The organism is Vibrio jasicida 090810c, assembly GCF_002887615.1.
Classification (GTDB): domain Bacteria; phylum Pseudomonadota; class Gammaproteobacteria; order Enterobacterales; family Vibrionaceae; genus Vibrio; species Vibrio jasicida.
The window spans coordinates 3,589,243-3,615,197 of sequence record NZ_CP025792.1 but is presented as its reverse complement, the minus strand read 5'-3'; the positions used below and the strand labels follow the sequence as shown (position 1 = coordinate 3,615,197).

The following is a 25,955-nucleotide window of genomic DNA, read 5'->3' as shown; positions in this document are numbered from 1 at the left end:
TCCAAATAAATCTAGTCGAACTAAGCTTTATATAATCACTTGGGTATAGATACCTGATCATCAAATCGCTATAATTCGCGCTCCCTGGAACAGAGAGCAAAATATGACCAACGACATTACTCCTATTCATGAGTACAAAAAATACTGGGCTGAGTGTTTTGGTACGGCACCTTTCTTGCCGACCAGCCGCAAAGAAATGGATGCCCTAGGATGGGATAGTTGTGACATTATCATTGTCACGGGTGACGCGTACGTGGACCACCCAAGCTTTGGTATGGCAATCATTGGTCGTCTGTTGGAAGCACAAGGATTCCGTGTCGGTATCATTGCTCAACCAGAATGGAACAACAAAGATGCTTTCATGCAGCTTGGTAAGCCAAATCTGTTCTTCGGGATCACTGCGGGTAACATGGACTCCATGATCAACCGTTACACGGCGGACAAAAAGCTTCGTCACGATGATGCTTACACACCAAACAACGAAGGCGGCAAGCGTCCAGATCGTGCAACCTTGGTGTACTCACAACGTTGTCGTGAAGCCTACAAAGGCACACCTATTGTTCTTGGTGGTATCGAAGCCAGCTTGCGTCGTGTTGCTCACTACGATTATTGGTCAGACAAAGTTCGTCGCTCTGTTCTGTTCGATGCAAAAGCAGACATTCTTCTATTTGGTAACGCTGAGCGTGCCCTCGTAGAAGTCGCGCACCGTCTTGCTGATGGCGAAGACATCTCGACCATGACCAACATTCGCGGTACTGCGGTTAACCTGCCAGCCGAACCAGAAGGTTACACCGTTATTGATTCTTCTCGTATTGAGAAACCTCGTAAAGAAGCGTTCGTACCAAAAAACCCTTACGAAGTGGAAACTCAGTGCGATACCAAAAAAGAAGAGCCTGTTGCACAGCCAATCACTATTCGCCCATCACGTCATGATGCAGCGAACACAGCAGTGCGCCTACCAGCCTTCGAAAAACTGCACAACGACCGCATTCTTTATGCGCATGCAAGCCGTGTGCTGCACTTAGAAACCAACCCATACTCGGGTCGTGCTCTATTGCAACGTCATGGTGACCGTGAGCTTTGGGTGAACCAAGCGCCAATCCCTTTGACTACAGAGGAAATGGATTACGTATTCGGCCTATCGTACGCGCGTGTTCCTCATCCTATGTATGGCAAGGCAAAGATCCCTGCTTACGACATGATCAAAACTTCGGTTAACATCATGCGTGGCTGTTTTGGTGGCTGTTCTTTCTGTTCGATTACCGAGCACGAAGGCCGTATCATCCAAAACCGTTCACAAGAGTCCATCATCAACGAGTTAGAAGAAATCCGCGACAAAGTGCCTGGCTTTACCGGTACCATTTCTGATTTAGGTGGTCCAACGGCAAACATGTACCGTCTTGGCTGTAGCGATCCAAAAGCAGAAGCAAACTGTCGTCGCCCTTCTTGTGTGTTCCCGGGTATCTGTAACAAACTGAATACCGACCACAAACACACCATCGATCTTTACCGTGCGGCGCGTAAAGTGGAAGGTGTGAAGAAAGTTATGATCGCATCTGGCGTACGTTACGACCTCGCGATTGAATCACCAGAGTACGTGAAAGAGCTTGTGACGCACCACGTCGGCGGTTACTTAAAGATTGCACCTGAGCATACAGAAAAAGGTCCACTGGATCTGATGATGAAGCCGGGCATGGGTACTTATGACCGCTTTAAAGAGATGTTTGAGAAGTACAGCGCGGAAGCAGGTAAAAAACAATACCTGATCCCTTACTTCATCTCGGCGCACCCAGGTACAGAAGATGAAGACATGTTGAACTTGGCACTATGGTTGAAGAAGAACAACTTCGAGTGTGACCAAGTACAGAACTTCTACCCATCGCCAATGTGTAACGCAACGTCGATGTACTACTCAGAGACAAACCCTCTGAAACGCGTGAAGTACAAACAACGTGAAGATGTGCCAGTGGCGAAAGGTGAACGTCAGCGTCGCCTACACAAAGCCCTACTTCGCTACCACGATCCAGCGAACTGGCCAATGATCCGCGAAGCGCTGATCAACATGGGTAAAAAACACCTGATTGGTGATAAACCGAACTGTTTGGTTCCAGCAGAAGACATTGATGCGCAAACTCCAGCACAGCGTCGTAAGTCTGGTCGTCACGGTGCAAACCGTTTTGCGACCAAACACACCAAGAACCAACCGGGTTTCGGTGGTCACTTGAATAAACGCTCAGAAGGCGGCTCTCGCGACGGCAAGCCATCTGGCAACCGCAACGGTTCAGGTAAAGCGCAAGGTGGTCAAAACGGCCAAGGTCGTGGCAACCAAAACGGTCAGCGTCCTAATACGGGATCACGTCCTGGTAGCAACAACCAAAGCCGCTCAAACGGTGCAGGTTCACAAGGTCAAGGTCGTCCTCAAGGACAAGGCAAACCAGCGAGTCAACGCAAACCTAAGCGCCGTTAATTCAATAGAGCTTGAATAGAAAAAAGGGCTTCAGAGGTAACTCTGGAGCCCTTTTGTTTTGTCTTTCGTTTGTGACTATCACTGCGATGCCATTAAGAACTTCACACTAGAAACTACCCCCTCAGAGAACCACCTTTCTAGAGCATCCGAGTATCCCTTCCTATAATCGGATTAAGGTAAGCCAGCACGTGATATCTAGTCATGTACATGAGCGCAGGAATACAAATTACTGAATTGACGCAACATTGACATAATTGATCTAAATCAATTTTACTGTGTTTCGCATAATTAAAACAGGAAGTCTAAGTATGTCAAACAAGAACTATGTAACCACCTTAATGCTGTTGTGTGCCTTCACCTCGAGTGCGAATGCGGAAAGCAAAGATGACATTGATAACATTAAAAACAAAATTGGCGATATCCAAGATAGCCTCTCTCAATCGCAAGACACCATGCAATTCGTGAGATCGGTTTCTGGTTCAACCTTTGTGCCGGAACCCAAACACAGTAAAGATATGCCTTCTTACAGTTACTTCTCGATAGAGAGCTACGACATATTCAGCAGCCCTTCTGGCAAGCGTATGATTCAAGCCGTTATCACCAACAACTCAGGCGGTGGTATTAAGCTCAAAACATCTCAAATCAAAGCGTACTTTGGTGGCCAAGTGTACTTATCTCCTTCTTCGATTGAGCAGGATGATAAATTCGCTCAAGGAGAAACGAAGTCCGTCACTTTGCATTTTGGTGAGAATAGCGCTTCGATTCTTGGTCTCATGACCAGAAACTACTAAGCGATTTTGGGGCTAAGCTCCCCTACAGTAATCGATGGTAATAAAACTGATGCTCTAAACTTCATATTCCCTTTTAAAGCCATCAGCTTCCCCAAAAATCATCCTAGAAACAGATACTAGAGAGGCTCCAGAGGTAACTCCGGGGCCTTTTTGTTTTGTATGCAGCTCTAACTGTCCCGATAACAACTCACAATTAAGCCCTAACTCAAACTTAAGCCCTATCGATACAAAAAATGGTATGCGCCAACCAACTTATTGGAAAAACAAACAATTTTTTGGTTAAAGCAGAATCTGGAAAGAATTAAACCACTGATTTTTAGTCGTTTTATTTTGGTGCGATATTTGCCTAATGGAGTAAAACTCTTAAACATAGGCCGACGATGAGTAATCCACTTCCCCCGAAAACTTCGATGTTTTGGCACGACAACAGCTATACCCACGAAAAAGCTGTTCAAGCATTTGAAAGCGATGGCACGTTGAAATCTCTGAATACCGTTCCAACCAACGCATCCGATGATATGGCTGGCTCGCCTCCAGAGCGCAGCATGTTTTGGGAGGGAGAAACCAAGAAAATCGATCCGCCACCGCCGTCTGAACCAGAACCTCTCAATTTAAAAACCGAGAAAGAACCGACAGAGGCTTTACCGGCACATTTCATCCCTGTTCGCTACGCCATCGATCAGCTAGAAACAGAAGAAACACAACCTTTTGGTTTGCCTGAAGAATGGAGAGGCCAAGGCCCAGCTAAACTCAATACCGTTGGCTACACCCTGCGTCAGCTTCGTGATGGTTGGTTGTATGTCTATGATGCAATCAACAAAAGCCTAGACGAATACGAAATCAAAGGAACGCAATTCACGCTCTACAAGCTGGGAGAGTCGGAAAGCCCAGAATCCGAACAGCGTGGGACGCCAGAAGGTGCAAAACCTTTCCTTACCTACGAAGACGGGAGTGTGCTGTCGATTTGTTACTCTGAACACCGTTGGACATGGAACATGTTCATGCGCGTCCTTAACAATCCGAGTAATCATATCGATCGAATGCAGACTATTGTTCTGTCTGCAAACGAGAATCAACCCAACATTGCACCAATCGATAAGTTAACTCAAGTGGCTGATATTGAATCTTCCGCCGTCGATGATGGGCGTTTTGCAGATTCTGGCATCGCCACCAAAGCTGACGAAGATGGCTCTGTCTTTAAACCTGTCGCAGCCGAGAGTGATTTAACCTCTGCGATTCCAGAAGAAGAGTCAGGCTACTTCGTCGCGATAAAAGATTACGCTGCAGACATTCAAGATATGTCGCTGCATTTTGTTGGCGCTGCAAGCCCTTACCGTCTTTTCACTGACCAGTTTTCGAACCAGTGGAGCTTGATGCAGACCGCCATGCAACTATGCATGTTCGGGGCAAGTGACGAGATAGACATGCCAGCTAGCGTTAAGCGTAACGGCGAAGAGCTGTCGTTTTATACCGACATGGCTGAGTATTATGATTCCTCTAACCAACTTGATTTGGCAGAGCAAAATAAAAGCTCAGTTCAATCAGGCTATCCTGCTAAATTTTCCGCCGGAGCGATTGAATCACACCAACATACCCAAAGTGACATTGCCAAAGCAATACAGGACAAATATCGAATTTCTGCAAGCCGATTTGGTAAATACGAACAATGGATAGCGACTGAACGCTGGCGTAAGCAGCTCAACTGGAAGCAAATGCTGAGCGAGATGCAAGAGCTGTCAGAACAAAAAGAAACCATGCTAGCCCAAGTTGTCTCGGTAAAAAGGGACTTTATTGCTGTAATGGAATCTTTGACGCCGCATCATCTCGAGAGAACCTTCGACCTATACAGCGAAGACACGCAGTACAGCTTGTATCAACTGCACAAGCAAGCCGTTGAGTCATTTACTCTGGTGATGCAAGAAGAAGACCGCCAATGGGCTGAAAGCCAATGGGAAAAACCAACCAGTTTACTTGCTCTCTATGCCTCTGGGTTCAGCCGAAGCTTATTTAAAGTAATAGAGAAGAATATTACTGAGGCGCAGAATGAACAGTCGATCGCCTCGGAAAATTCTGACGCTGATAATCAGTTGATGGACCAGATCTCTGCTACGAGCAACCGTGTGAGCATGTACTCTAAGATCATGGATTTTGTTTCCAACCCAAACACTGCGGAAACGGACTTTCTCAAAGATATCGCCAAAGGCTTCCAAGAGCTGGATATTATCTTTAAATCTGCAATAGGTGCGCTTGCAAAAGGAGTTTTAGAGTTTGGCGTTAGCATGACTTCACAAGCATCGATTATGCTGATGCCTGTTTTTGCTAAACCTCTGAACCGCCATAGCTATTATTTGTTTGCTGTTATAGCAGAGCATATGGCACACAATATGCCCGTAACAATAAAAGAAAGTTACGCTCGCGATTTTAAAAAATGGAAAACACGCGTAAATGATTATCTGATTAAGCTCGAAAAGAATGATGCAATCATTGCTGACTTCCAGAAAAATAACCGCAAAGCTGACTCTAAATACACAGCAGCTTTAAAAAATAAAAAGGCTATTAAGAAGGCACTCGCTGTGGCTACATTGGAGTACCCACAGCGTATTGTATTACCCGATGATCTGCCTCAAAAAACCGTCGAACTGCGAATGCGACTCGTGACTAATAAGCTCAATGATTTGAATAAACTGTTCGAGAATGCAGGTGGCCTAGGCTTTATGGCATTAGTATTTAACTGCATCGCGCTTGGTGATGCCATGAGCAGTATCCAAGATACAGAGTTAATGTCCTCAGATGAATTTTTGGATATCCAACAAAAGTTTTTTTATACCGCCAACGCGTGGACGGGGATTCGTACGGGTAAACTGTGGAACCAAGTAAAAGGAAATGACAAGCTCAGAAAAAAATCATTTAATACGTTAAAGTCTTTAGTTTCAAATCAAGTAGAAGGCTATGAAAACCTGGCAATTGATGATCTAAAGGTCTTCAATAAATGGCTTGCTATCACAGGAGCTCTCGGAGCCCTAGCCTCGGGTATAGAAGCGTACCGTTCTTGGTTCAAAATTGATAACCTCACAGGTCAAGAGCAAATTTTCGAGCGCATCAATTTTTACTCATTATTAACACTAACAGGTACTAGTGTAGTTCAGGTGCTTGGGGCGACAGGGGCTCTAACAACAACTTTTACCTTTGGTTGGCCGATGATGTTTGTCATAGCAGCTGCTACAGCAATTTATCTACTGAATAACTACATTAGGAACAAAAATAAACTAGATGAATACCAGAAGTGGTTAGATAATTTACCCTGGGGCTATAGCGTAAATCGATTAAGATGGAGTCGTTCTGAAGTGTTATTAGAAAGAAACATGCACAATTCAGAAGTCGTTCAAAAAGCACTATTTGATTTGCACACTATTATGGAACAACCAACAATATATCAACAGCCGATACTGCGAGTTGCGCCTAATTCACAAACCCAATATCCAGCAGTGAAACAGGAGTTATCTGGTATTGAACTACATATTCAGCTCCCAATTAGTGCAGCAAGAAACGGAATCAAATTCAGAACAAATACTGCGGCAACTGAAGAGGAATTGATATCAGGTGTTTGGCACGCAGGAGTCGAATTGGAAACCCTGACTAGCTCGACTAACTCTTCAGATTCTCAAAGTATTTATAAGTTGAATTTACCCATCAAAGGCTCGACTGACTATTTAGCATTGGAGATAGAGTACATCCTAGACGATGAAAGCGAATCAAGCCGTAAGTACTGGTTCCAAAACAGTGCAAAACAACGTGCAACCTATACAGCAATTTCAGACAATACTAAACAAGCAGCAATCATAAGCTCATTGAACTCGAGTGTTAGTGAACTTAGCTTACAGGAGTAACCCTTTGGCCTATTTACCATTTTACATCACCCCAGAAGAGCTTGCTGCTTACCAAGAGGCACAAGAGCATGAGATTTCTTCTGGTCAAGGCTTTAAAAACTGGCAAACAAAAAATGTCGAAGAAGCTTCTAGATACATTTATTTGAAGATGACTTCGATTCCTGCAGCTATCTTCATTATTCTCTTTTTCGTACTTGCTGATTTAAACAATTTATCATCCGCACTAACTCTAGCTAGCGGGTTTTGTTTATCCACGTCAGTTATATATTTTCTTTTGAGGCTCAACTTTGTCAAAAGGTATACTTATACCTTATCTGATAAAGGCTTTGTCATTAAGTCACAAAGTACTGTGCCGCGTTGGATGAACAATGCTACACAAGCTGTCGGTTGGGTTGGTGCTATCGTATGTATATTAATGGTCGTACTTGTTGGCCCAATGGCGCTAGCAGGCGCAGGTGCCTTTATATTGGTTTCCTTTAAAATGCTTAAACGCCAACCAGATGAAGTAGCCGAAATTAAAGTTGGCGAACGTGAGGATTGGCTGTTCGCCTACTACAACAAAAAGCGTAAAGTGATTCGCTTCTACCACAAGTATGACGAGTGTTCCAAATGGAACCTAGAGAAGCATACCGTCTTCAGAGCTCAAACTCGTGGTTATAGCTACATATTCTTTAGGACTGTTCAAGACCTTGATGCAATGTTAGAGACTCTTTCAAACAAGTACGGCATTGAATGTATTGATTTTCCAGACCATAAAGCGTTTTTTGAAGGAAGACCTGAGCCTCGAATTGAAGATATCCCTTCTCGTAGCCTTGAATTTCCGGTAGCCGATACCTTTGACCTTAGGGCTCAAAACGCCCCGCTTCCTGAATGGCGACGTATTTACAACGGAAAATGGCAAACTGAATCTGAAATCGAACGCTTAAAAGCGGAAGGTGCACAGCAAGCCACTCCCGCTTCGTAGTTCACAACAAGCATTAAAAAAGGGCTCCAGAGTTAACTCTGGAGCCCTTTTGTTTTGTTTGATTTACGTGGATAGCTATATTATTTCGCTACGTTGCCTGCAACGTTTAGTGCATCCCATGTACGTGCGAATGGTGGTGCGTAACAGAAGTCCATGTAGCCTAGTTGCTGTGTTGTCATCTTCGCAGTGATGGCAACAGCGAGTGCGTTGATTCGGCCTACTGCGCCTTTCTTGCCAACGATTTCACCGCCAAGCAGTACATTGGTTTCTGGGTGGTAAACCAGTTTCACTTTAATGTCTTCTTGACCTGGGTAGTAGTCGGTTTGGTTCTTATCTGAAATAGTTGAAACCTTCACTTCCAAACCGTGTTCTTTAGCTAGAAGTTCCGATACGCCTGTGCATGCCAGTTCGTAGTCCAGCACTTTCAAGCAAGACGAACCCAAGAAGCCACTCATGTAAGTGTCTTTGCCTGCAAGTTTGTCGGCCATCATGCGCGCTTGCTTGTTCGCAGTGGTTGCCAGTGGAACATACACTGATTTGCCTAGCGCCATATGGTGAACCACGGCACAGTCGCCAACAGCGTAAATGTGTGCATCTTCTGTTGCGCCAAACTCGTCTACTAGTAGTGCACCGTTCGCGGCTTTTGGTAACTCGAACGCTTCTGTGTTTGGTTTGAAGCCAAGTGACATGATCACAACGTCTGCTTCAACATTGCCGTTGTCGGTTTCTACGATGTAACCGCCCTGCTCGGCGTCGCGAATGGCTGATACGCTGCAACCAGTTTTAAGCTCAGCGCCAGATTCACGGATCGCGCCTTCTACCACTTCAATCATTTCTGGGCTGAACTGACGGCTCATCACGTGTTGTTCACGCTCAATGATGGTGACGTGTTTGCCTAGTAAGTGCGCTGCATCGAACACTTCAAGGCCGATAAAGCCGCCGCCGATAACACAAACGCGTTGTTTGTTGCTGTCCTTAAGCGCTTCTTTTACTGCCAAACCATCTTCCATGCTGGTTAGCGTGTATACGTGTTCTGGGTTGAACTCGCCAAACGATGGCACGATTGGACGCGCGCCCGTGGCAATCACCAACATATCGTAATCGATGGTGCTTTCTTCACCTTGGTGACGAACTTTAATCCGCTTTTCTGTGCGGTCTAGTGCCACCATTTCAGTTTCAATGCGCACGTCTAAACCAGATTTAATCGCTTGCTCTGGCGTACGAGAAATCATGCGCTCAGTGTCATCAAACATGCCACCAGCAAAATAAGGTAAACCACACGCACCGAACGAGATGTAATCGCGCTTATCGAGCACAATCACTTCATCTGATGGCTGATTACGTTTGTATTTCGCTGCGAAACTCATACCTGCAGCGCTACCGCCTACGACAACAACTTTCATATTTATTACCTAAATAACCTGAACTCAGGAAAAACGGAGAGCACCCGCGTTGGGTGCTCTTTATTAAGTTTGGAAATTACACTGCTGCTTCTTTTGCTACTGTTGCAGTAACGTCAGCATTGTATTGCTCAGTGTTTAGTGAGCCATTCTTCTTCGCGGTTAGTACACCTGACAACATTGAGCCAGAGATGTTAAGCGCGGTACGAGCCATGTCGATAAGCGCTTCGATAGAAACCAGAATCGCCACAACCGTAATGTCTAGACCCATGATAGTCAGTACCGCTACTGCTGCGAACGTTGCACCACCACCAACACCTGCGATACCGAATGAAGCAATCGCGATGACAGCAATCAGTTGTAGGATGAAGCTTAGGTCAACTGGCATACCCATTACTTGAGCTGCCATGATAGCGAGCATTGCTGGGTAGATACCTGCACAGCCGTTCTGACCGATACTGGTACCGAACGTTGCTGACATGTTTGCTGTTTCTTCGTCCACACCTAGACGTTGTGTTTGAGTTTCAACGTTTAGTGGGATTGCCGCCATGCTTGAGCGAGAACCGAAGCCAAATACAAGCACTGGCCAGATTTTCTTCATGAACTTCGCAGGAGACAGACCGAACATTGACACCATCACGAAGTGGATAGCGAACATTACACCGATTGCCACGTAGCTTGCTAGTAGGAAGCGACCCATTTCTGCTAGTGCGAACAAATCGTTTGTCATCATGAACGTGGTCATCAGAGCAAATACACCGTAAGGCGTCAGCTTCAGAATCTCACGTACCATTGAAAGTACTACTTCTTTTGCAGAGTTGATGAAATCAACGAAGTTTTGCACTTTCTCAGGCTTACGGTTTTTCACTTGCAGGATACAGTAACCAAGGAACATACCGAACAATACTGTTGATAGTGTTGAAGTACGCTCAGAACCCGTTAGCATGTCGAAAATGTTAGCTGGAATGATAGATAGCGCCATACCAGACAAACCGCTGTTCGCCATCGCATCTTGCGTTGCTACTAATGCATCACCACGAGCTTCAATCGCACCATTCGTACCGATTGTACTGACTAGTGCGTTTGCATCGATACCGAATAGGTAAATACTTGCGATACCAACGGCTGCTGAGATTGCACAAGTGAAAAGTAGAATACCGATGATTTTTGGTGCGATACGCGATAGCGCACCACCGCCTTCTACGTTCATGATTGAAGAGATCATCGCCACAAATACCAGCGGGATTACAATCATTTGTAGAAGCTTGATGTAGCCTTTACCGAACACGGAAATCAGTTCAGCAAAGCCTGCGGTTGCCACGTTGCCCACACCGAATACAAGCTGAATCGCTCCGCCGAATAGCAGACCAGCAGCAAGCGCACTTAGCACGCGGAAGTTAAAGCTTTTCTTTTGTTTTTTGAAGTTCGCAAGTAATGCATAGAACCCAAAGAACAGGATGCTCAATCCAATAAATGAAACGCTCATGAGAATCTCCTATTGATACCCATTTATGTCCGAAAATCGGTTACTTTTTGTATGCAATGGCTTCAACTTCAACCAATGCGTCTTTTGGTAGTCTTGCTGCTTCAACGCAAGAGCGAGCTGGTGCGTTTTCTGTACCAAATACCTCTGTGTACACTTCGTTAAATGCGGCGAAGTTTTCCATGTCTGATAGGAAGCATGTCGTCTTCAATACTGTGTCTAGGCCTGCACCGCTTGCTTCTAGAACCGCTTTTAAATTCTCAAGAGACTGACGTGCCTGCTCTTTGATGCCGCCTTCAACAAACTGCATGGTTTCTGGAACCAATGGTAGTTGGCCTGATGTGTAAACCATGTCGCCGTAAGATGTACCTTGAGAGTAAGGACCGATAGCGGCAGGTGCTTGTTCAGTGGCAATGATCTGTTTCACGATATAACTCCTAAGTTATTAGTTTTATTCTGATTTAAATTCACGGATAAACTTGTAAACCGCCTGACGGCTGATCCCAAGCTGCTCTGATACTTGTGTGGTCGTCTCTTTTAGCTCAAATACGCCGTTATCAAACAGACAACGAATGATGGCTTTGTTACGGCCTTTGCAAGAAACCGTCTCGTCTTGATCCACCTCTGTGATCGCGGCGCTCAAGGCTTTTTGAATGACCTCATTAGCATTTTTGCTAAACGTCTCGCTGACTAAGGTTTGAGACACATTGCACTGCGGCATAAGCGTTTTAACGATTTCTGGGAATGGGAAGGATAAGTTCATATTGATGCAAAGCATGCCAATCGGCTTTTGCTCAGGGCCCGCCAAAATGCATGTGGTCGATTTCAGTAACGAACCATCCGCAGCATTAGTGAAGTAACTCTTTGGCGAGACCTCTCCGGTTTTCTCGAATGTGCTCCACATACGTAGACCCAAATCCGTGATAGGCGAGCCGATTTCGCGGCCAGTATGATGACCATTGACGATTTTCACGACTGAATTTTCTAAGCTTTCAAATGAATGAATGACCACTTCGCAGTACGGCCCGATTAAATCGGCAATCGTGTCTGCTAAACGAAAATAATTGCTTAAACATTCTCTGTCTTCGTCGGTGAATCGAACTTGCTTTACACTCATCATCTCGGTTTACATTTTTGAACTCAATGACTAAAAAGTACTCCTTTCGAGTTAGTTGAGCAATACAGGGTAAACTTCTGTAAACCTAAAAAATACGTCTAAAACACCGCCAAAAACCGAAGAATTGATCGAAATCACGCACAATAGTTGAACAAGATCACCAAAAACATATGAATTGGGTTTAATTTCTTAAACCTCATCAAAGTTTAAATATTTAAAATCAAAGATTGCATTTTTGAACACTTTAATGATCTAGAACAAGTTCTTAAAGTCAGTAAAAATCGCGTACGGTAATAACAAATTTAAAAGGCGATAATATTTATAAAATGCCATTCATTTACGATACAAAACAATGGTTGTGAATGAATAAAACATCAATAACTGCCCTCTCCAACCTCAGTCCATGCTGATAAGACGACGTGAATTTTAAAAAGACGCAAACGTTGAAGAAAATACCGAGAAAAAGCGGTTATCGAAGTGAAAAGATGGAAGTACAGAACAAAAAAACCGAGCAGATTTACCTGCTCGGCTTTGTATGAAAAATGAGGAAAGACGAATTAAGACAGCTTGAACTTACTCAGCTCACCGTGAAGATCGCTCGCTTTTACCGTCAACTCGTTACTGATTTCTACTGAAGAGGTCATCGTATCCATCACCTCTACCGCCGTGTCGTTGATGATCACTACATTGCGGTTAATCTCTTCTGATACTGAGCTCTGCTCTTCTGCTGCCGAGGCGATTTGGTTGTTCATATCATTGATGACTTCAATCGCTTGGTTGATTTCAGACAGCGCTAAGTGGGCAGCTTGTGTTTCACCTTTAGTATCATTAGCTTGCTTTTGGCTTTGTTCCATCAAGACCACAATTGATTGAGTTTCTTGTTCTAGACGGGCCAGCATCGTACGAATCTCTTCAGTTGATCCTTGAGTACGATTTGCAAGGTTACGAACCTCATCGGCAACCACCGCAAAGCCTCGACCCGCTTCACCTGCACGTGCAGCTTCAATAGCCGCGTTCAGAGCCAGCAGATTGGTTTGCTCTGCAATGCCACCAATCTCGCTCAGAATGCCTTGAATCGCCGTGCTGGAATCGACCAAGTTCTGTGTTTGTTGCTGCGCATCGTTCACTTGCATTGCCAAGCTATCTACCGCATTTGCGGCATTATCCATGCGTGTCATGCCGTTCAAGCTGTTGCTTTGTACTTGGCTTGCTGCCGCTGCCGCTTGGACCGCAGAGTTCGCCACTTCTTGAGCGGTTGCACTCATTTCATTGATGGCCGTCGCTAATGAGTTCACCTCATTTACTTGCGTATTCAATTGATCGCGAGAAGCCGCAGCACGCGTTTGACCTTCGGTCGCATTCTTATCGACTTGATCAGCAGTCACCATCACGGTCAGCAGCATCTCCTGCATACGCGATAGGAAAGTATTGAACCAATGTGCCAATTGCGCAGTTTCATCTTTACCTTTCACTTCGATACGGTAAGTTAAGTCACCTTCACCTTGCGCGGCATCTTTAAAACGCTCAACCAGATTGTTTAGCACTTTACCCAGAGAGTTCGCGATCAAAGTCATCGAGGCAATGCCTAGAAGAGCAGCGATGATCCCCGCCCACACACCTTTTTCAAGCGCTTTTGAATTCTGTTCATCACTCCATTGCGCGTAGTCATCGACGCTTCTTGCAAGGTGGCTACTGGGAACCGACACCATGACTACCCATGGAGCGTCACTCGTATCGATAGAAGTAATCGCATATTCATCACCGCCAAAGGTCACAAGACCAGCGCCTTGACGTTTTGCAATAGATTGGATGTTAGACCATTCAGAGGCCAGTTCAGAAGAGACCTTCTTACCGACCATATCAGCAGCGCGGCTGTTCGCTAGGGTGATGCCCTTCCATGATGTGATGAGGATTTTACCTTTGCCATCAAACAAGTTACGTGCAGATTGCTCGCTCTGGCTTTGTAGCTCATAAAGAGACAGATCAAACCCAAGAGAGCCGATGATTTTGCCATCTTGTTTGATTGGTTGACTGATCGTTGTGATCAGCTCTTGCTTACCACGTACAGGATAAAAGTACGGCTCCATGACGAACGTTTTGCCCGTTTCATAAGGCATTAAATGCCAATCGTCTTTACGTTCACCACTGCTGTTTAGCTCCGTGTTGCTAAAGCTCTCCATCGCCACTGCATCAAAGCTATTTTGGTCATTTGGCGAGAAGAAAGGCGCCAGATAGCCTTGGCTGTTAAAACCCTCTTCTGGATTAAACGTCACTTGTTCTGGCCACGTTTTGTCTTGCCAAACCATGTAGCCCGCAAATACGGCTTTATTCTGTGCTTCTAGCGCGGCAGTAAACTGTTTAACAATAAGGTCTGCGCTTGCGTTGGTTTCTGCGCTCAACTCAATGATCGAACGTACTTGTTTTAAGTTTGCCAATACAGGATCAAGTTGGTTCGCAATATCCAACCCCTGCTGAATCGCGGTATTTTGCAAATCGGTGCTAGTCGCATCCGTCAATTGCGCTTTTACTTTCTCGTTCACTTGCTTGTTCACGTCAGTAAATGCGTTGGTTGTCATACCCATTGCAATCAATAAGGTGAAGGCCATTGCACCGCCCGCACTGACTGCGATTCGCGTACGTATACTGTTAAACATAGTCACCTCTGTAACTGATGATAGATTGGCATTATTTTCTGAAATTTCATGGATTTTAAACAACAGAGGTGAACAGAAGACGTCAAGATATGAATGAAAAGAGAATGGAAAGATCAAACTTATTAACAGGGTTACGTATGAGGCCAGTTTTATATTTTAAGTGCATGAGCCCCACAATAAATAAAACCTAGAGAATCGATCATTAAGTCATTGTATTTATAGAATTTAAAATCAACATTCAAGATGAATCTTATACGAAAGTACCCATAGCTATTCACTCTCCTATACTGAGTATTAGATTAGCCAAACCGTGACTTGAGTCACGTTTAATTTTCTTCATCTCCCTGTTTTTAATGCAGTTATTCAGTATTAAAGCAAATAAGCCAGGATCAATGTTCGCTAAATACCCATTTTGTACTGAGTAAGTAGTTACTCATCATGCCTGCCAATATTCCGAAAACCAACGCGACGTACACCATATAGTTTTGAGTCCCAAACATAAGCGTCAAACCTTTGAAAGCCGCAAAGTTCGGCACTGCACTAATACAAGCACTCACCATAAACTTTTGCCATTGAGCAAACGGATCGGTTTTTTCTGCTTGAGAGAAAGTCAGCCAGCGATTGCCAAGCCAAGTCGTGGTTGCCGCAAACAAAAATGCTATCCCACGAGCCAACATCAGCTCCAGACCAAACCAATGGAACAACAGCGAAAAGATAAGGGTGTCGACTATAAAGCCGACACCACCAACCAGAGCAAACCTGATTAATTTGTGCATTCCATTACCCAATCACACAGGTATAGAGTGAGCGTTTCGATTTTGCTGTGAACTCGTTGGTACAACTCAACGCATTTTCATGAATCATGCTATCCACTTGCTGCGATTTACCAATCAGGTGGAATTTCTTCAGGTCGTTTAAGTCATTCTTATCTTCAAGCTTTTTCGCCTGACCATGACTATAGAACTGGCCTGAGAACGGGCGCTTACCAATGTAAAATACCGGAGCGTTGTCATTAATTTGCGCGAAGATTATGCGGTCGCTGCGGCTGTCTGCTTTACCCATATTCAAAACCAACATCGCAATCATAAGCAGGGCTGGTAACACCGCCGCCGTTCCGGTCAACCATTTGAAATCATGTTTATCCACCAGCATCGCAATCAAGATACCCAATGCAGGCACACCCGGTAGTACGTAAGCAGGCAAAATATTCCCAGCCATGGTGAACAAGATCATTGGGGAAATCAGCCAACACATCAGGAAGCTAAATAGGCCTTGATGATCAGTTTCAATGGCTTTGAGTACCTTACGACGTTTCCACGCCAAGATAGGCAATACAATTGACCAAGGCGCAGCCGACTGCAGCCAGAATACCCAGATCATCCCACGTGGTTGATCATGAGCAGAGCCATACAGGTCCCCTTCCCAACCGCTGACAACAAAACGCTTAAAGTGCTCACCAACAATAAAGTAATCAATAAAGCCCGGCGTTGCCATTTCTGCCATGATGTACCAAGGCAGAGCAACCGCCAGCATAAGCGCCAAACCCGATACGATAGGAAACCGCTGCCACAAGGCTTTAAAAGCGCCAAAGAAACCATGCTGAATCACAAGCCAAGGAAATACTGCGATGCCCATGATCACTATCGCTACGGGACCTTTTGCCAACAACCCACAAGCCAAACCAAAGAAACCGAGGTAACCCCAAAATCGGCTGTGTTTGTCTTTGCCGAGCCAACAATAGTAAAAGCCGACCATCGCCATGGTCATTGCCAACGTCAGTGCCATGTCGGTCATCACTGCGCCCGCCGCAATTGAAAAGATGCCACACGTCGCTAATACCAACGCTGCGATGACTGCATTAAAGCCTGCACGATGCGCCATGAAAGCAACAAAAACAATCGTCGCAACACCCGCTAACCAATGAGGCGCGCGCACTGCAAATTCATTCAATCCAAACAACTCAATGCCGTAAGCACTCATCCACGTGAACAGGGGTGGCTTCCCCCAAAAAGGCACGCCGTAATCAAACTGTGGGGTAAGCCAATTGCCGGTTTCCACCATTAAGCGCGCCATTTCGCCGTAGCGGGCTTCTGTGGTGTCCATCAAAGGGTAAGCGGCAAGTGAAATAAGACGGAGTAAAAGAGCAAACGCCAACAACAACCACAGATGGGTTTTATTAATACTCATGATTACGCGGTTTCTCCCAGTTTAAACTTCATGGTTTGGATGGATTGATGTTTTGCAGGCTGCTCGTAAACAGACTGAACAAGATAAAGAGGACGTTGCTTGGTCTCGACAAAAATGCGGCCAATGTATTCACCCAAAAGGCCAATCGACAGCAGTTGCACACCGCCCAAGGCAAGTTGGACGACCATCATGGATGGGTAGCCAGTGACAGGCTCACCAAACACAACGGTTTTCATCACAATGAATGCACCATAAATAAAAGCACTGACCGCCACTAAGGCACCAACAAGTGTCGCTAAGCGCAAAGGGCGAATGGAAAACGAGGTAATGCCGTCCATTGCAAGGCCAATCAGCTTGAGGTAGTTCCATTTGGTTTCACCACAGAAACGAGCATCACGCTCAAACTGCACCGTCACTTGCTTGAAACCAGGCCAAGAAAAAATGCCTTTCATGTATCGGTTACGCTCTGGCAGCGCATTGATGTGTTTAACCACTTTTGCGCTCAATAAACGGAAATCGCCCACGTTCTCCGGCACATCCAATTTCGCCATGCTGTTAAGCACTTTGTAAAAACAAGTGGCCGAGAAGCGTTTGAACCAAGTTTCACCGTGGCGTTCACTGCGCTGCATGTTCACTACGTCATACCCTTCACGCCATTTTGATACCATTTGCGGAATCAGCTCCGGCGGATCTTGCAAGTCGGCATCAATCACGATCACCGCTTCACCTTGGCAGTGTTCCAAACCCGCACTCATGGCGGACTCTTTGCCGAAGTTACGGCTTAATGCAATACAACGAACATCGCTAGAAGATTGAGAAAAGCTTTGCGCGATCATTAGGCTGTCGTCTTTGCTGCCATCGTCGACATAAACGATTTCGCAGCGTTCTGGCATTTCATCCAAAACGGCGGCTAAACGACGATGAAATTCAGGCAAGACTTCTTGCTCGTTAAAGAATGGCACCACAACAGACAAAACTGTTTTAGGCTCAGTGTTTTGGCTCACCTTTGAAAAGGCTGCAGCGTGAATGTTGAAGGTTGACATGCTACTCTTCCACTAAATCCGATGAATGAATCCAGTCTACAAACATCAATGTGAAAGAGATGTTGTTGACATCTTTTTCACGTTCTTAGTGAATAATGTTCGGTTAAGACGAAGTCTTATTTTCGAAAACCCGCCCACTTGGAGAGAAATACATGAAACGCGTACTTTTAGTCGAAGATAATCGAGAAATCGCAGGCATGTTGTTCGATTATTTCGAGTGTGCAGGTATGGAACTCGATTATGCAGACAACGGCGAGCTCGGCCTGAAACTGGCGATGGAAAACACCTTCGACATTATCTTGCTCGATCTCATGTTGCCACGCATGGATGGCCTGACCATGTGTAATAAACTTCGCGATGCGGGCAACAACACACCGGTACTTATGCTGACCGCACTTGATAGCCGTGACGATATGCTCAAAGGCTTCCAACACGGCGCCGATGACTACCTGACCAAACCTTTCGATCTGGATATTCTTGAAGCGCGCATGATGGCGCTGATCCGCCGTTACCGTGGCACTGTCGCGTCGAGCAAGTTGGAATACGGTGAAGTGTCTATCGACCAAAAAACGCGTAAAGCGTACCGCCAAGATAAACTGCTGGCGCTCAATCCAACCACTTACACCATTCTGGAAATGCTTGTAAAAAGCGCACCGGATGTGGTGACGCGTGAAGAAATCGCCTTCCAACTTTGGCAAGAGAACGAGCCGAACAACGACGTTCTGCGCAGCCACATTTACCAGCTACGTAACCAACTCGATAAGCCATTTGAACAACATGTGCTGATCACCGTGCCGAAAGTTGGCTTTCGCTTGGAGCCAGATGCATGATCAATCGCTTACTTGCTAGCACGCAAAGCACACAAAGTATGACAGGGCGACTCGCTCTGTTTTTCTCTTTGGTGTCGGTCGTGATTGGCATTTTTTGTTTTCTGCTGATTACAGGCGCACTGCTCTGGTCTGAGGATCGTGTCGGTGAACGCCGTATCATGATCGATAAAAAAGAAGCCATCGAGCACTTTCAGTCTCACCCTGAGCAAGGCGTGATTAAACTCGACTTTCTCACTACCGCATACAATGACATCCAGCTCATACCAGAACAGTTCCAACAATACCTGATTGGAAAAAGCCGATTTTTAGACGAAGTGGGTGACGAGCCAAGCTCCAGAATGATCTACATGAGCACGTACACTTACAAAGGTGTCGAACACCCCATCATTCTGATTTCCTTAATCGATGAAATCGAAATTACCTCTGAAGAATTCATTATGGTCGTCGCCATGGTGCTTTCTATCGTTGCGGTTTTGATTTTCTTGTTTGGCAGTTTATTGCTCCGTCTGTCACAGCGTTTGATTGAACCAGTCAACACCCTGAAAAACCAGCTAGACCAACATCAAGGTGACCCTTCACAAACGTTCAATGTGCCAGACAGCTCAGCCAAAGAGTTCCAAGCCCTTGCCGATGAGCTGAATGAATACCGTCATAAAATTAATCAGGTCATCAAACGCGAACAAGTATTTGCACGATACGCGAGCCATGAACTGCGCACACCATTAACCGTGATGAAAGGCTCAAGCAGCTTGCTGGCGAGAAGCGCGAACACGGATTTCCAAACCCGCCAAGTGAACCGAATTCAGGATGCGACGCAGCAAATGTCGACCATGGTGGATGCCCTACTCGGCTTAGTGCGTTATGAACGCAATGCAGACGATTCACCGGTGCGCAGTATCACCGAAGAAGAACTGAAACAAATCATCTTCCAAAGCCAAGCTCAGGCGGATGAGAAAGCACTCAGCTTTAATGTACAGATCGACGGAACCCCAAAAACGCGCGCGACCAATGCTGTGTTGACCATTATTCTTGGCAACCTGATTCGCAACGGCATCGCCGCGACACCATCGGGGTCAATTCATATCAGCATGGGGGAAAACACCATCTCGGTACGTGATGAAGGCGAAGGCTTTTCGACCATTCCACATTCTGATGGGCACGGATTGGGTTTGATGATTGTGGATGATTTATGCCAGCGTTATGGCTGGCAATTTAAGATTGGTACACATCCAGAGGGTGGATGTGAGGCAATGATTGATCTTGCGTCAGAGCATCAAGAGACTTGCTCAGAGTAACTTCCTTAGCACTTGATTCAATTAAGAGGTATCTCATTAGCTCAGTATTAAAACGAGCAATTCGATACCTCTTTCTATCGTCTGTCGACCTTTCGCGGTTAAATAAAGTCTTATGCCGCAAGCGCAGCGAGTCGATTGAATGCCTGTGATGCCGATTCCGACGCTTCACACACAGAAAACACATCTTCGATAAAGCACTTCAACGCTCTAGATTCAATGGCTCTGATTGCGGCTTGCTGCTCGTCTGATAAGTAACCGTAAATGCTCGCCGCACCAAAGTCGCCGAAGATCATCTCACCTTGCTCATTCACCAAAGTATTGTGCGCATACAAATCGCCATGGCACACCTTGTTGTCGTGCAGGTGATTAAATACGTCCACCATCTGCTCCACAATAGAATTGACTTGCTCGACTGTCAGTGTAAACCCTTGTGGGAATGTATCTCGGGTGCAGGTTTCCAACGTTGGCGGCAAACCCAAGTTGTAGTAACTGTTTGGGATCAGCTCCATCACCAACGCCAGTTCATCACCATCATCGACTTGTGCGATGGATTTCACCAAATTGTTGTGATGCCCTGCTTGCAAGCATGCTTCAAGTTCATCATGTGGGTAACCGTCACTGGTCACTTCGCCCTTGAACACTTTCACCGCCACTTCGTTCGGGAAGTCGTATTGAGCGTCAATCCAGTTAGCATGAGAAATCACGCCACTCGCGCCTTGCCCGAGAACATGGTTAAGCGAGTAACTGTTTGTGGTCACTTTCGGCACACTGTCTAGCGACGATGGGTGTTTGCAGAATGGGTTACCTGCAAAAGCAAACCACGCCAACTTAGGCAGCTTCATCAACACATCAGGGAACTGCTCTAGCTGGTTCGCAGAGAGACGAATCAATTCCAAATTAACCAAGTTTTCCATGCTATTTGGCAGTTGCTTGATGCGATTGCCCGCCAATGCAAGCTTTCTTAGGCGCGGTCTTTCACCCAGACTGTTGGGGAGAACTTCAATCTCGTTATCGGTCAGAATAAGCCAACGTAACTGAGTTGGTAGTGAGGCTTCACTCACCACTTTGATCTTGTTGGTTTTAAAGCCAACCATTTCTAGGTTTGGCAACTTGCCCAAGACTTCTGGTAAGTGCGTGAACTGGTTATTAGAAGCAAAAAAGATTTTTAGCTTGGTCAACAGTTCCAGTTCTGGTGGCAAATCTGACAGTGCGTTACCAGATAAATCTAACACTTCAAGCGTTTCTGCAAGCTCTAAAATTTCCATAGGAAACTCAGTTAGCCCTTCCGCCAACTTCAGTTGTTTCGTTCCTACTAATTGTCCTGTTTTTAATTGTTCTAGAGTTTGCAAAACCAAGCCTTCTGATTGAGTTGAAATAAGCGGCGTAGTTTACGTGTCTTAACCTTGAAAGGCGAGGAACGTTAAGAATGTCACAAAGAAAAAACACTCAAAAAAGGACATTAACTGAAACGGGGCGTGAAGAAAGGTTGCCACTTTAACAAGAAGTCGAATCCGGCTACCGCTCAAACACAGACTTTTGATCTGGATTTAATGGCGTTACACTACGCGCCCTTTTGAACGGCAGGTCGCGTGGTTGGACACGTCAGCAGTAGCATGAAACTCTCTGAAAGCCCGATAACTCAACATAACTTTTACGGTCACACCTTTTTTCTTAAACGTGATGACATGCTTCATTCTCACTTTTCGGGCAACAAAGCACGTAAATTTATGGCGCTGATGGAAGCGCAAAATAGCCAAATCAAAACACTCATCAGTTACGGTTCAGCTCAATCCAACGCGATGTATTCCCTTGCCGCTCTGGCGCAAATCAAAGGCTGGAACTTCGAGTTCTACGTTCAACATATTCCGTCTTGGCTTAAAGACTCCCCTATCGGCAACTATCGAGGCGCGCTCGATTTAGGTATGAATATCACGGCGATGCAGGACATCGAGTCCACTTTGCATCCAACCGAGTATATCGAGCAAGTACGTGGGTTGGACGACACAACCTTGGTTGTCCCAGAAGGCGGAAAAGCGACGATTGCCGAAGCCGGGGTAAAACAACTGGCGCGTGAACTGCTTGATTGGACACGCCTTGAAGGCAAAAAACAGTTTGCCGTAGCGTTGCCATCGGGAACCGGAACCACCGCGTTGTACCTGAGTAAACACCTAAAGCCACATGGAATCGAAGTCCTTACCTGTGCTTGCGTAGGGGATGCCGACTACCTTACTGAGCAATTCAATACACTGGAAACTGAAAACCACCCAACCATACTTTCGGTGCGCAATAAACACCATTTTGGCCGTTTATACCAAAGCGACTACGAAACCTGGAATGCCTTGTACGACCATACCAACCTCGAGTTTGACCTGCTTTATGATCCCTACATGTGGCAATGTTTGCAGCCGTGGTTAGCAGAAAACGAAGACAAAACGCTCATATACATCCATCAAGGCGGGTTGCTTGGCAATGAATCCATGCTGCCGAGATACCAAAGAGAGTTTGAATAAGCTTGTTAGTACTTCTAATAAGCCGCAGCGTGAGTGAGTGAGTGATTGAGTGATTGAGTGATTGAGTGATTGAGTGATTGAGTGATTGAGTGATTAACAGTTATTGGTTATTAAGCTTTCGTCAATAATAACCAATAATTAGCGCTTCACGCTTTGCTAAAATAAACCTTAAATATATCTACCCTCCCTTCGCATTAATAATATTTATTGCATCACCTCCTCGCTTTAAAAAACATTATTATCATTAAATACCTTACCCTGCGTGACTTTCGTTCTGACTATAGATTTAGTAAGTAAGCAAAAGGAATTGGTTGTTTTGTCTATAGTGCGTTCTTTTATTTGCCGCTAAGCTATCACCAATTAAATTCAAGAGGCGATATTAATGAAGCGTCCAACATCAACACGTGTGAGGGGAGCTGGCTACGCGCCACTTATCGACCCAGTAACGTCTTCGTCAAGTAACCGCTCACGCACAAACTACTCATCAACGTCAAAGAACGCGACCCAAGCAAGCTACGGTTCGGTCGTTAGCAACAGTCAATCTCAAGCCGAGGCTGGATTCGAATGTCGAATAAAAATTCATGCTCCCAAAGATGACTTAAATACCCTGCAGTCTGGTGTTTTTTCTTTAGCGAAAACACAAAATGAACCGTTGATAAAACGCTGGAGCAAATTGGAGAAAAATCAACCATCACTCTGCACGGTGTTATCTGCCGAATGTTTCGAAGCCGAAGACAAAACCCTTTTACATGAACTTTTTCAAGACATCGGCCTGAATCAAAAATTTAAAATCACCCCCAAGCCAGTTGGTAGTGAATATATTAATGCTGAGTTCTTACCATTTATTCCAGCGGTAGAAACCAAGGGGTTATTAGGATGGGCAGCGCAAGGTTATTACTATTATTTCCATGATGGGAAGCTAATGTATGAAATGGCGATCCTAGGGAATGATAAATTCTCTTGGCAAGTGACGGCTTCTACGGCCAACGGCATGACAGATGAGCTCATTAGCCCAAAAACGTTTAACATGATACTCGCCCCTGTCGCTATTGAAGGTAAGAAGGCAGCGGCGCAACATATTTTCTATCGTCGCGAAAAACTTACCAATGACGCGCTTGCAGAAATCAACCAAACTTGGCTCGATCAACACGCCACTTTAATCGATATTGCTGCACTTAAAGCTGTGGGGAAGCAGCCTTTGCTGCCACGAACCAAAGCAGCCACTGAATCGGACATTAAACCCGTCCACATAAAAAATCATAAGGTGAGAACAAAAGACGACGGAAAACAAGAATGGTGGACAGACATTGCTCCTCTCTACGGTTTGTCAGCAAAAGCGCTGCTAAAACTCAATCCGACGTTTGAAAGTGATCCTATTTCATTAAAAGTTGGCGATGTGCTAACGGTCAACATTACGCAGCCGGCTCAAGCAACGGGCAATTCTGACCAAAGTTGCCCACAGAACGACTTCATCGTCGGGCATGCCTATCCGCTTGGGGATATTTGGGGAAAATATTCAAAGCGAGATGTATGGGGCGAGTATTGCGGTGCAAACCAACCATCAACCGTCATCAATATCTTTAACCATTCCAACTTGTCACAGAATACACCTGTGTTGAATGTACAGAAGGTGGAAAATCGGTTGTTACGTGTGGCCGTTTCTTTTATTGAAGACGACATACAACTGACGCATATAACCAGTGTATCAAAGGCTTAAAGGCCGCCAGCTGCGCTCGAACAAAGCGCCTAACCAAATGCCAATACGATAAGAATCAGCCTATCGTCGCCTGAATTTAAAAAAGTGAACACGTTTATGTACGGTGAAAATAACCAACCGGCTTCTTCTTCAAGCCAAACAAAAAAAAGAAAGAATGACGCGTCTCACCATTCACAAGAAGGCGCTCCGGCGAAACGATTACGAGACGTTCAAAACTTAGCGAAGTGGAACGAGTTCCAACTCAACTGGCAAAACCACGTTGAAGAAAATGACTTGGCAATCCAAGACAGACCGCCAGAAGCGCTAATTCGTTTTAACTACCGTTATGTCGTTAATGACAACACCGGCGCATTGAAGTACGAGCCAGTCACCGTCGATCAGGTTTTAAATAACTATGATGAGCTAGAGCGCGTTTATTATCGCCGACAAATCAATGACCCAAGCCCAATGCAAACTCGGCAACAAAGCCGCGATTCTGCTTCGGAAAGCATGTCTCAATTTGATATTAAGATCCCACCTCAATCCAACTCAGGTACCGCGTTAATGGTACCTTCTGTCGGAATGCCGGAAGAGTTTAAATCCAAAGAAAAGCTGCAAGAACTATATTGGTACACTGAGGGGATGAGTCGCCCCGTCTATCTGTTCGTCCACCAAAGTGAGCTGAACTTATATCAAGAACAAATGGGGACACTACTTCAAGCTGCTGGCGTAGGTTTGGTTGGGTGGTCATTCGAGTCCGGTACCGTTGGTTTCGGTGCAACAAGAAAAGCTGTCGTGGATTTTTGTAAACTCAACCACCTTAAAAAAATCACCATGATGGACTGCAACGTACTCATGTCTGAAATGGATCTTATCTCAGCCGCAGAAGAGGCGACATCAGAAGTCAAAGACGATACCACGCTGTATATTGCACTTGGTGTCACAAGTGGTGACACCTACGAGAAAGGCGCAAAAGCACCAAACAGCTTGCTCAATGAAGGGGCAGTAAAAGGCCGACCAATCGAACAGTTCACTATGCTCAACCGCAATGTGTTGTTTGACCCTGCATTTATCTCTTCTTCAGAAGATATTGATGTCTCCAACGAAATGAAGTTCTTCAACAGCATTGATCAGCAAAAATCCATTGCGTTAAAAGATCTGAAGCTGCACCAAAAGCTCGATGACGAACTCGAAAGTCAGTATCCAAGAATCAACAAGCTGCGATTAAAGGCAACATCCAACGTTTACAATGACAAGTTTAAAGCGCATCTGACTCAAATATCTGAGAACGAAAAAAACCTCGTCATTCAAGTGAAAACTGGTACAAAACCAAACGAACAAAAGCATAACGTGACGGTTCAGGTGTTCAGTGAGTACATCGCCTCAACGTTAGGAAAAGATCCTCTGCGTATTCAGTCTCTCGTTATTGAAAAGATGTTGGTGAAGTACAAAGACATGAGCATGGGGTCTGGTTATCAGTTTGAGCCGGAAGGGTTGGAGGAAACAAAAGCCGCACTCCATCCATATGAAGAGTCGAGTCATACACATGATGAAGCGTAAGCCATAATAAGACCTATTTCCCTTGGCAGGCCGATAGCGCCAGGGGAGATGAATACAAACTCATACTGCTC

18 protein-coding genes are annotated in these 25,955 nt (G+C 45.3%); 9 read left to right on the top strand and 9 right to left on the bottom strand.

From position 1 onward, the window contains the following. Positions 1-103 precede the first annotated feature (103 nt). From C1S73_RS17195 to C1S73_RS17180, 4 genes are all read left to right on the top strand, one after another. Complete coding sequence (locus tag C1S73_RS17195; protein WP_038871903.1) at positions 104-2,467, top strand: YgiQ family radical SAM protein; 2,364 nt, start codon at positions 104-106, stop codon at positions 2,465-2,467. Between the two features lie 308 nt (positions 2,468-2,775). Next, entirely contained in the window at positions 2,776-3,258 is a 483-nt protein-coding gene (locus C1S73_RS17190) for a hypothetical protein (RefSeq protein ID WP_038871904.1), read from the top strand. A 380-nt stretch (positions 3,259-3,638) separates the two neighbouring features. Continuing rightward, positions 3,639-7,145: a T6SS effector BTH_I2691 family protein gene (locus C1S73_RS17185; protein ID WP_038871906.1), complete on the top strand. Its 3,507-nt coding sequence runs from the start codon at positions 3,639-3,641 to the stop codon at positions 7,143-7,145. Positions 7,146-7,149: 4 nt separating this feature from the next. Then, positions 7,150-8,109, top strand: coding sequence for a hypothetical protein (locus C1S73_RS17180; protein ID WP_038871908.1), 960 nt, complete (start codon positions 7,150-7,152; stop codon positions 8,107-8,109). Between the two features lie 80 nt (positions 8,110-8,189). On the opposite strand, the gene C1S73_RS17175 is transcribed toward C1S73_RS17180, so the two are convergent. The 8 genes from C1S73_RS17175 to C1S73_RS17140 all read right to left on the bottom strand — a co-directional run bounded on the left by C1S73_RS17175 (position 8,190) and on the right by C1S73_RS17140 (position 17,993). Next, positions 8,190-9,512 carry a CoA-disulfide reductase gene (locus C1S73_RS17175; protein ID WP_038871909.1) on the bottom strand — a complete coding sequence of 441 codons (1,323 nt, stop codon included), beginning with the start codon at positions 9,510-9,512 and terminating at the stop codon, positions 8,190-8,192. Positions 9,513-9,588: 76 nt separating this feature from the next. Then, the gene (locus C1S73_RS17170; protein ID WP_038871911.1) at positions 9,589-10,995 is read right to left on the bottom strand and encodes a cation:dicarboxylate symporter family transporter; all 1,407 of its coding nucleotides are present in this window, start codon (positions 10,993-10,995) and stop codon (positions 9,589-9,591) included. A gap of 40 nt (positions 10,996-11,035) precedes the next feature. Continuing rightward, positions 11,036-11,419: a RidA family protein gene (locus C1S73_RS17165; RefSeq protein WP_005434996.1), complete on the bottom strand. Its 384-nt coding sequence runs from the start codon at positions 11,417-11,419 to the stop codon at positions 11,036-11,038. A 24-nt stretch (positions 11,420-11,443) separates the two neighbouring features. After that, a complete protein-coding gene (locus C1S73_RS17160) occupies positions 11,444-12,112 on the bottom strand; it encodes a helix-turn-helix transcriptional regulator (RefSeq protein ID WP_038871913.1) in 669 nt (222 codons plus the stop codon). Between the two features lie 554 nt (positions 12,113-12,666). Beyond that, on the bottom strand, positions 12,667-14,763 hold the full coding sequence (locus tag C1S73_RS17155) for a methyl-accepting chemotaxis protein (protein WP_038871916.1): 2,097 nt from the start codon (positions 14,761-14,763) through the stop codon (positions 12,667-12,669). 389 nt (positions 14,764-15,152) lie between these two features. Beyond that, complete coding sequence (locus tag C1S73_RS17150) at positions 15,153-15,539, bottom strand: GtrA family protein (protein WP_038871917.1); 387 nt, start codon at positions 15,537-15,539, stop codon at positions 15,153-15,155. A 4-nt stretch (positions 15,540-15,543) separates the two neighbouring features. Then, the gene (locus tag C1S73_RS17145; RefSeq protein ID WP_038871918.1) at positions 15,544-16,950 is read right to left on the bottom strand and encodes an ArnT family glycosyltransferase; all 1,407 of its coding nucleotides are present in this window, start codon (positions 16,948-16,950) and stop codon (positions 15,544-15,546) included. A 2-nt stretch (positions 16,951-16,952) separates the two neighbouring features. Beyond that, complete coding sequence (locus C1S73_RS17140) at positions 16,953-17,993, bottom strand: glycosyltransferase family 2 protein (RefSeq protein ID WP_081634797.1); 1,041 nt, start codon at positions 17,991-17,993, stop codon at positions 16,953-16,955. 152 nt (positions 17,994-18,145) lie between these two features. Here C1S73_RS17140 and C1S73_RS17135 point away from each other — a divergent pair, with 152 nt between their 5' ends. Together C1S73_RS17135 and C1S73_RS17130 are read left to right on the top strand one after the other, a co-directional pair. Continuing rightward, on the top strand, positions 18,146-18,823 hold the full coding sequence (locus C1S73_RS17135; protein ID WP_038871919.1) for a response regulator transcription factor: 678 nt from the start codon (positions 18,146-18,148) through the stop codon (positions 18,821-18,823). Further along, positions 18,820-20,118, top strand: a complete 1,299-nt coding sequence (locus C1S73_RS17130) for a sensor histidine kinase (protein ID WP_038871920.1) — start codon at positions 18,820-18,822, stop codon at positions 20,116-20,118. Before C1S73_RS17135 ends, C1S73_RS17130 begins: the two co-directional genes overlap by 4 nt. A gap of 110 nt (positions 20,119-20,228) precedes the next feature. On the opposite strand, the gene C1S73_RS17125 is transcribed toward C1S73_RS17130, so the two are convergent. Continuing rightward, entirely contained in the window at positions 20,229-21,467 is a 1,239-nt protein-coding gene (locus tag C1S73_RS17125; protein ID WP_038871921.1) for a leucine-rich repeat-containing protein kinase family protein, read from the bottom strand. A 264-nt stretch (positions 21,468-21,731) separates the two neighbouring features. On the opposite strand from C1S73_RS17125, the gene C1S73_RS17120 reads away from it, so the two are divergent. The 3 genes from C1S73_RS17120 to C1S73_RS17110 all read left to right on the top strand — a co-directional run bounded on the left by C1S73_RS17120 (position 21,732) and on the right by C1S73_RS17110 (position 25,884). Continuing rightward, a complete protein-coding gene (locus C1S73_RS17120; protein WP_038871923.1) occupies positions 21,732-22,628 on the top strand; it encodes a 1-aminocyclopropane-1-carboxylate deaminase/D-cysteine desulfhydrase in 897 nt (298 codons plus the stop codon). A 382-nt stretch (positions 22,629-23,010) separates the two neighbouring features. Further along, complete coding sequence (locus tag C1S73_RS17115; RefSeq protein WP_038871925.1) at positions 23,011-24,345, top strand: hypothetical protein; 1,335 nt, start codon at positions 23,011-23,013, stop codon at positions 24,343-24,345. 96 nt (positions 24,346-24,441) lie between these two features. Further along, positions 24,442-25,884 (top strand): hypothetical protein, encoded by a 1,443-nt coding sequence (locus tag C1S73_RS17110; protein ID WP_038871926.1) that lies wholly within the window; start codon positions 24,442-24,444, stop codon positions 25,882-25,884. Positions 25,885-25,955 lie beyond the last annotated feature (71 nt).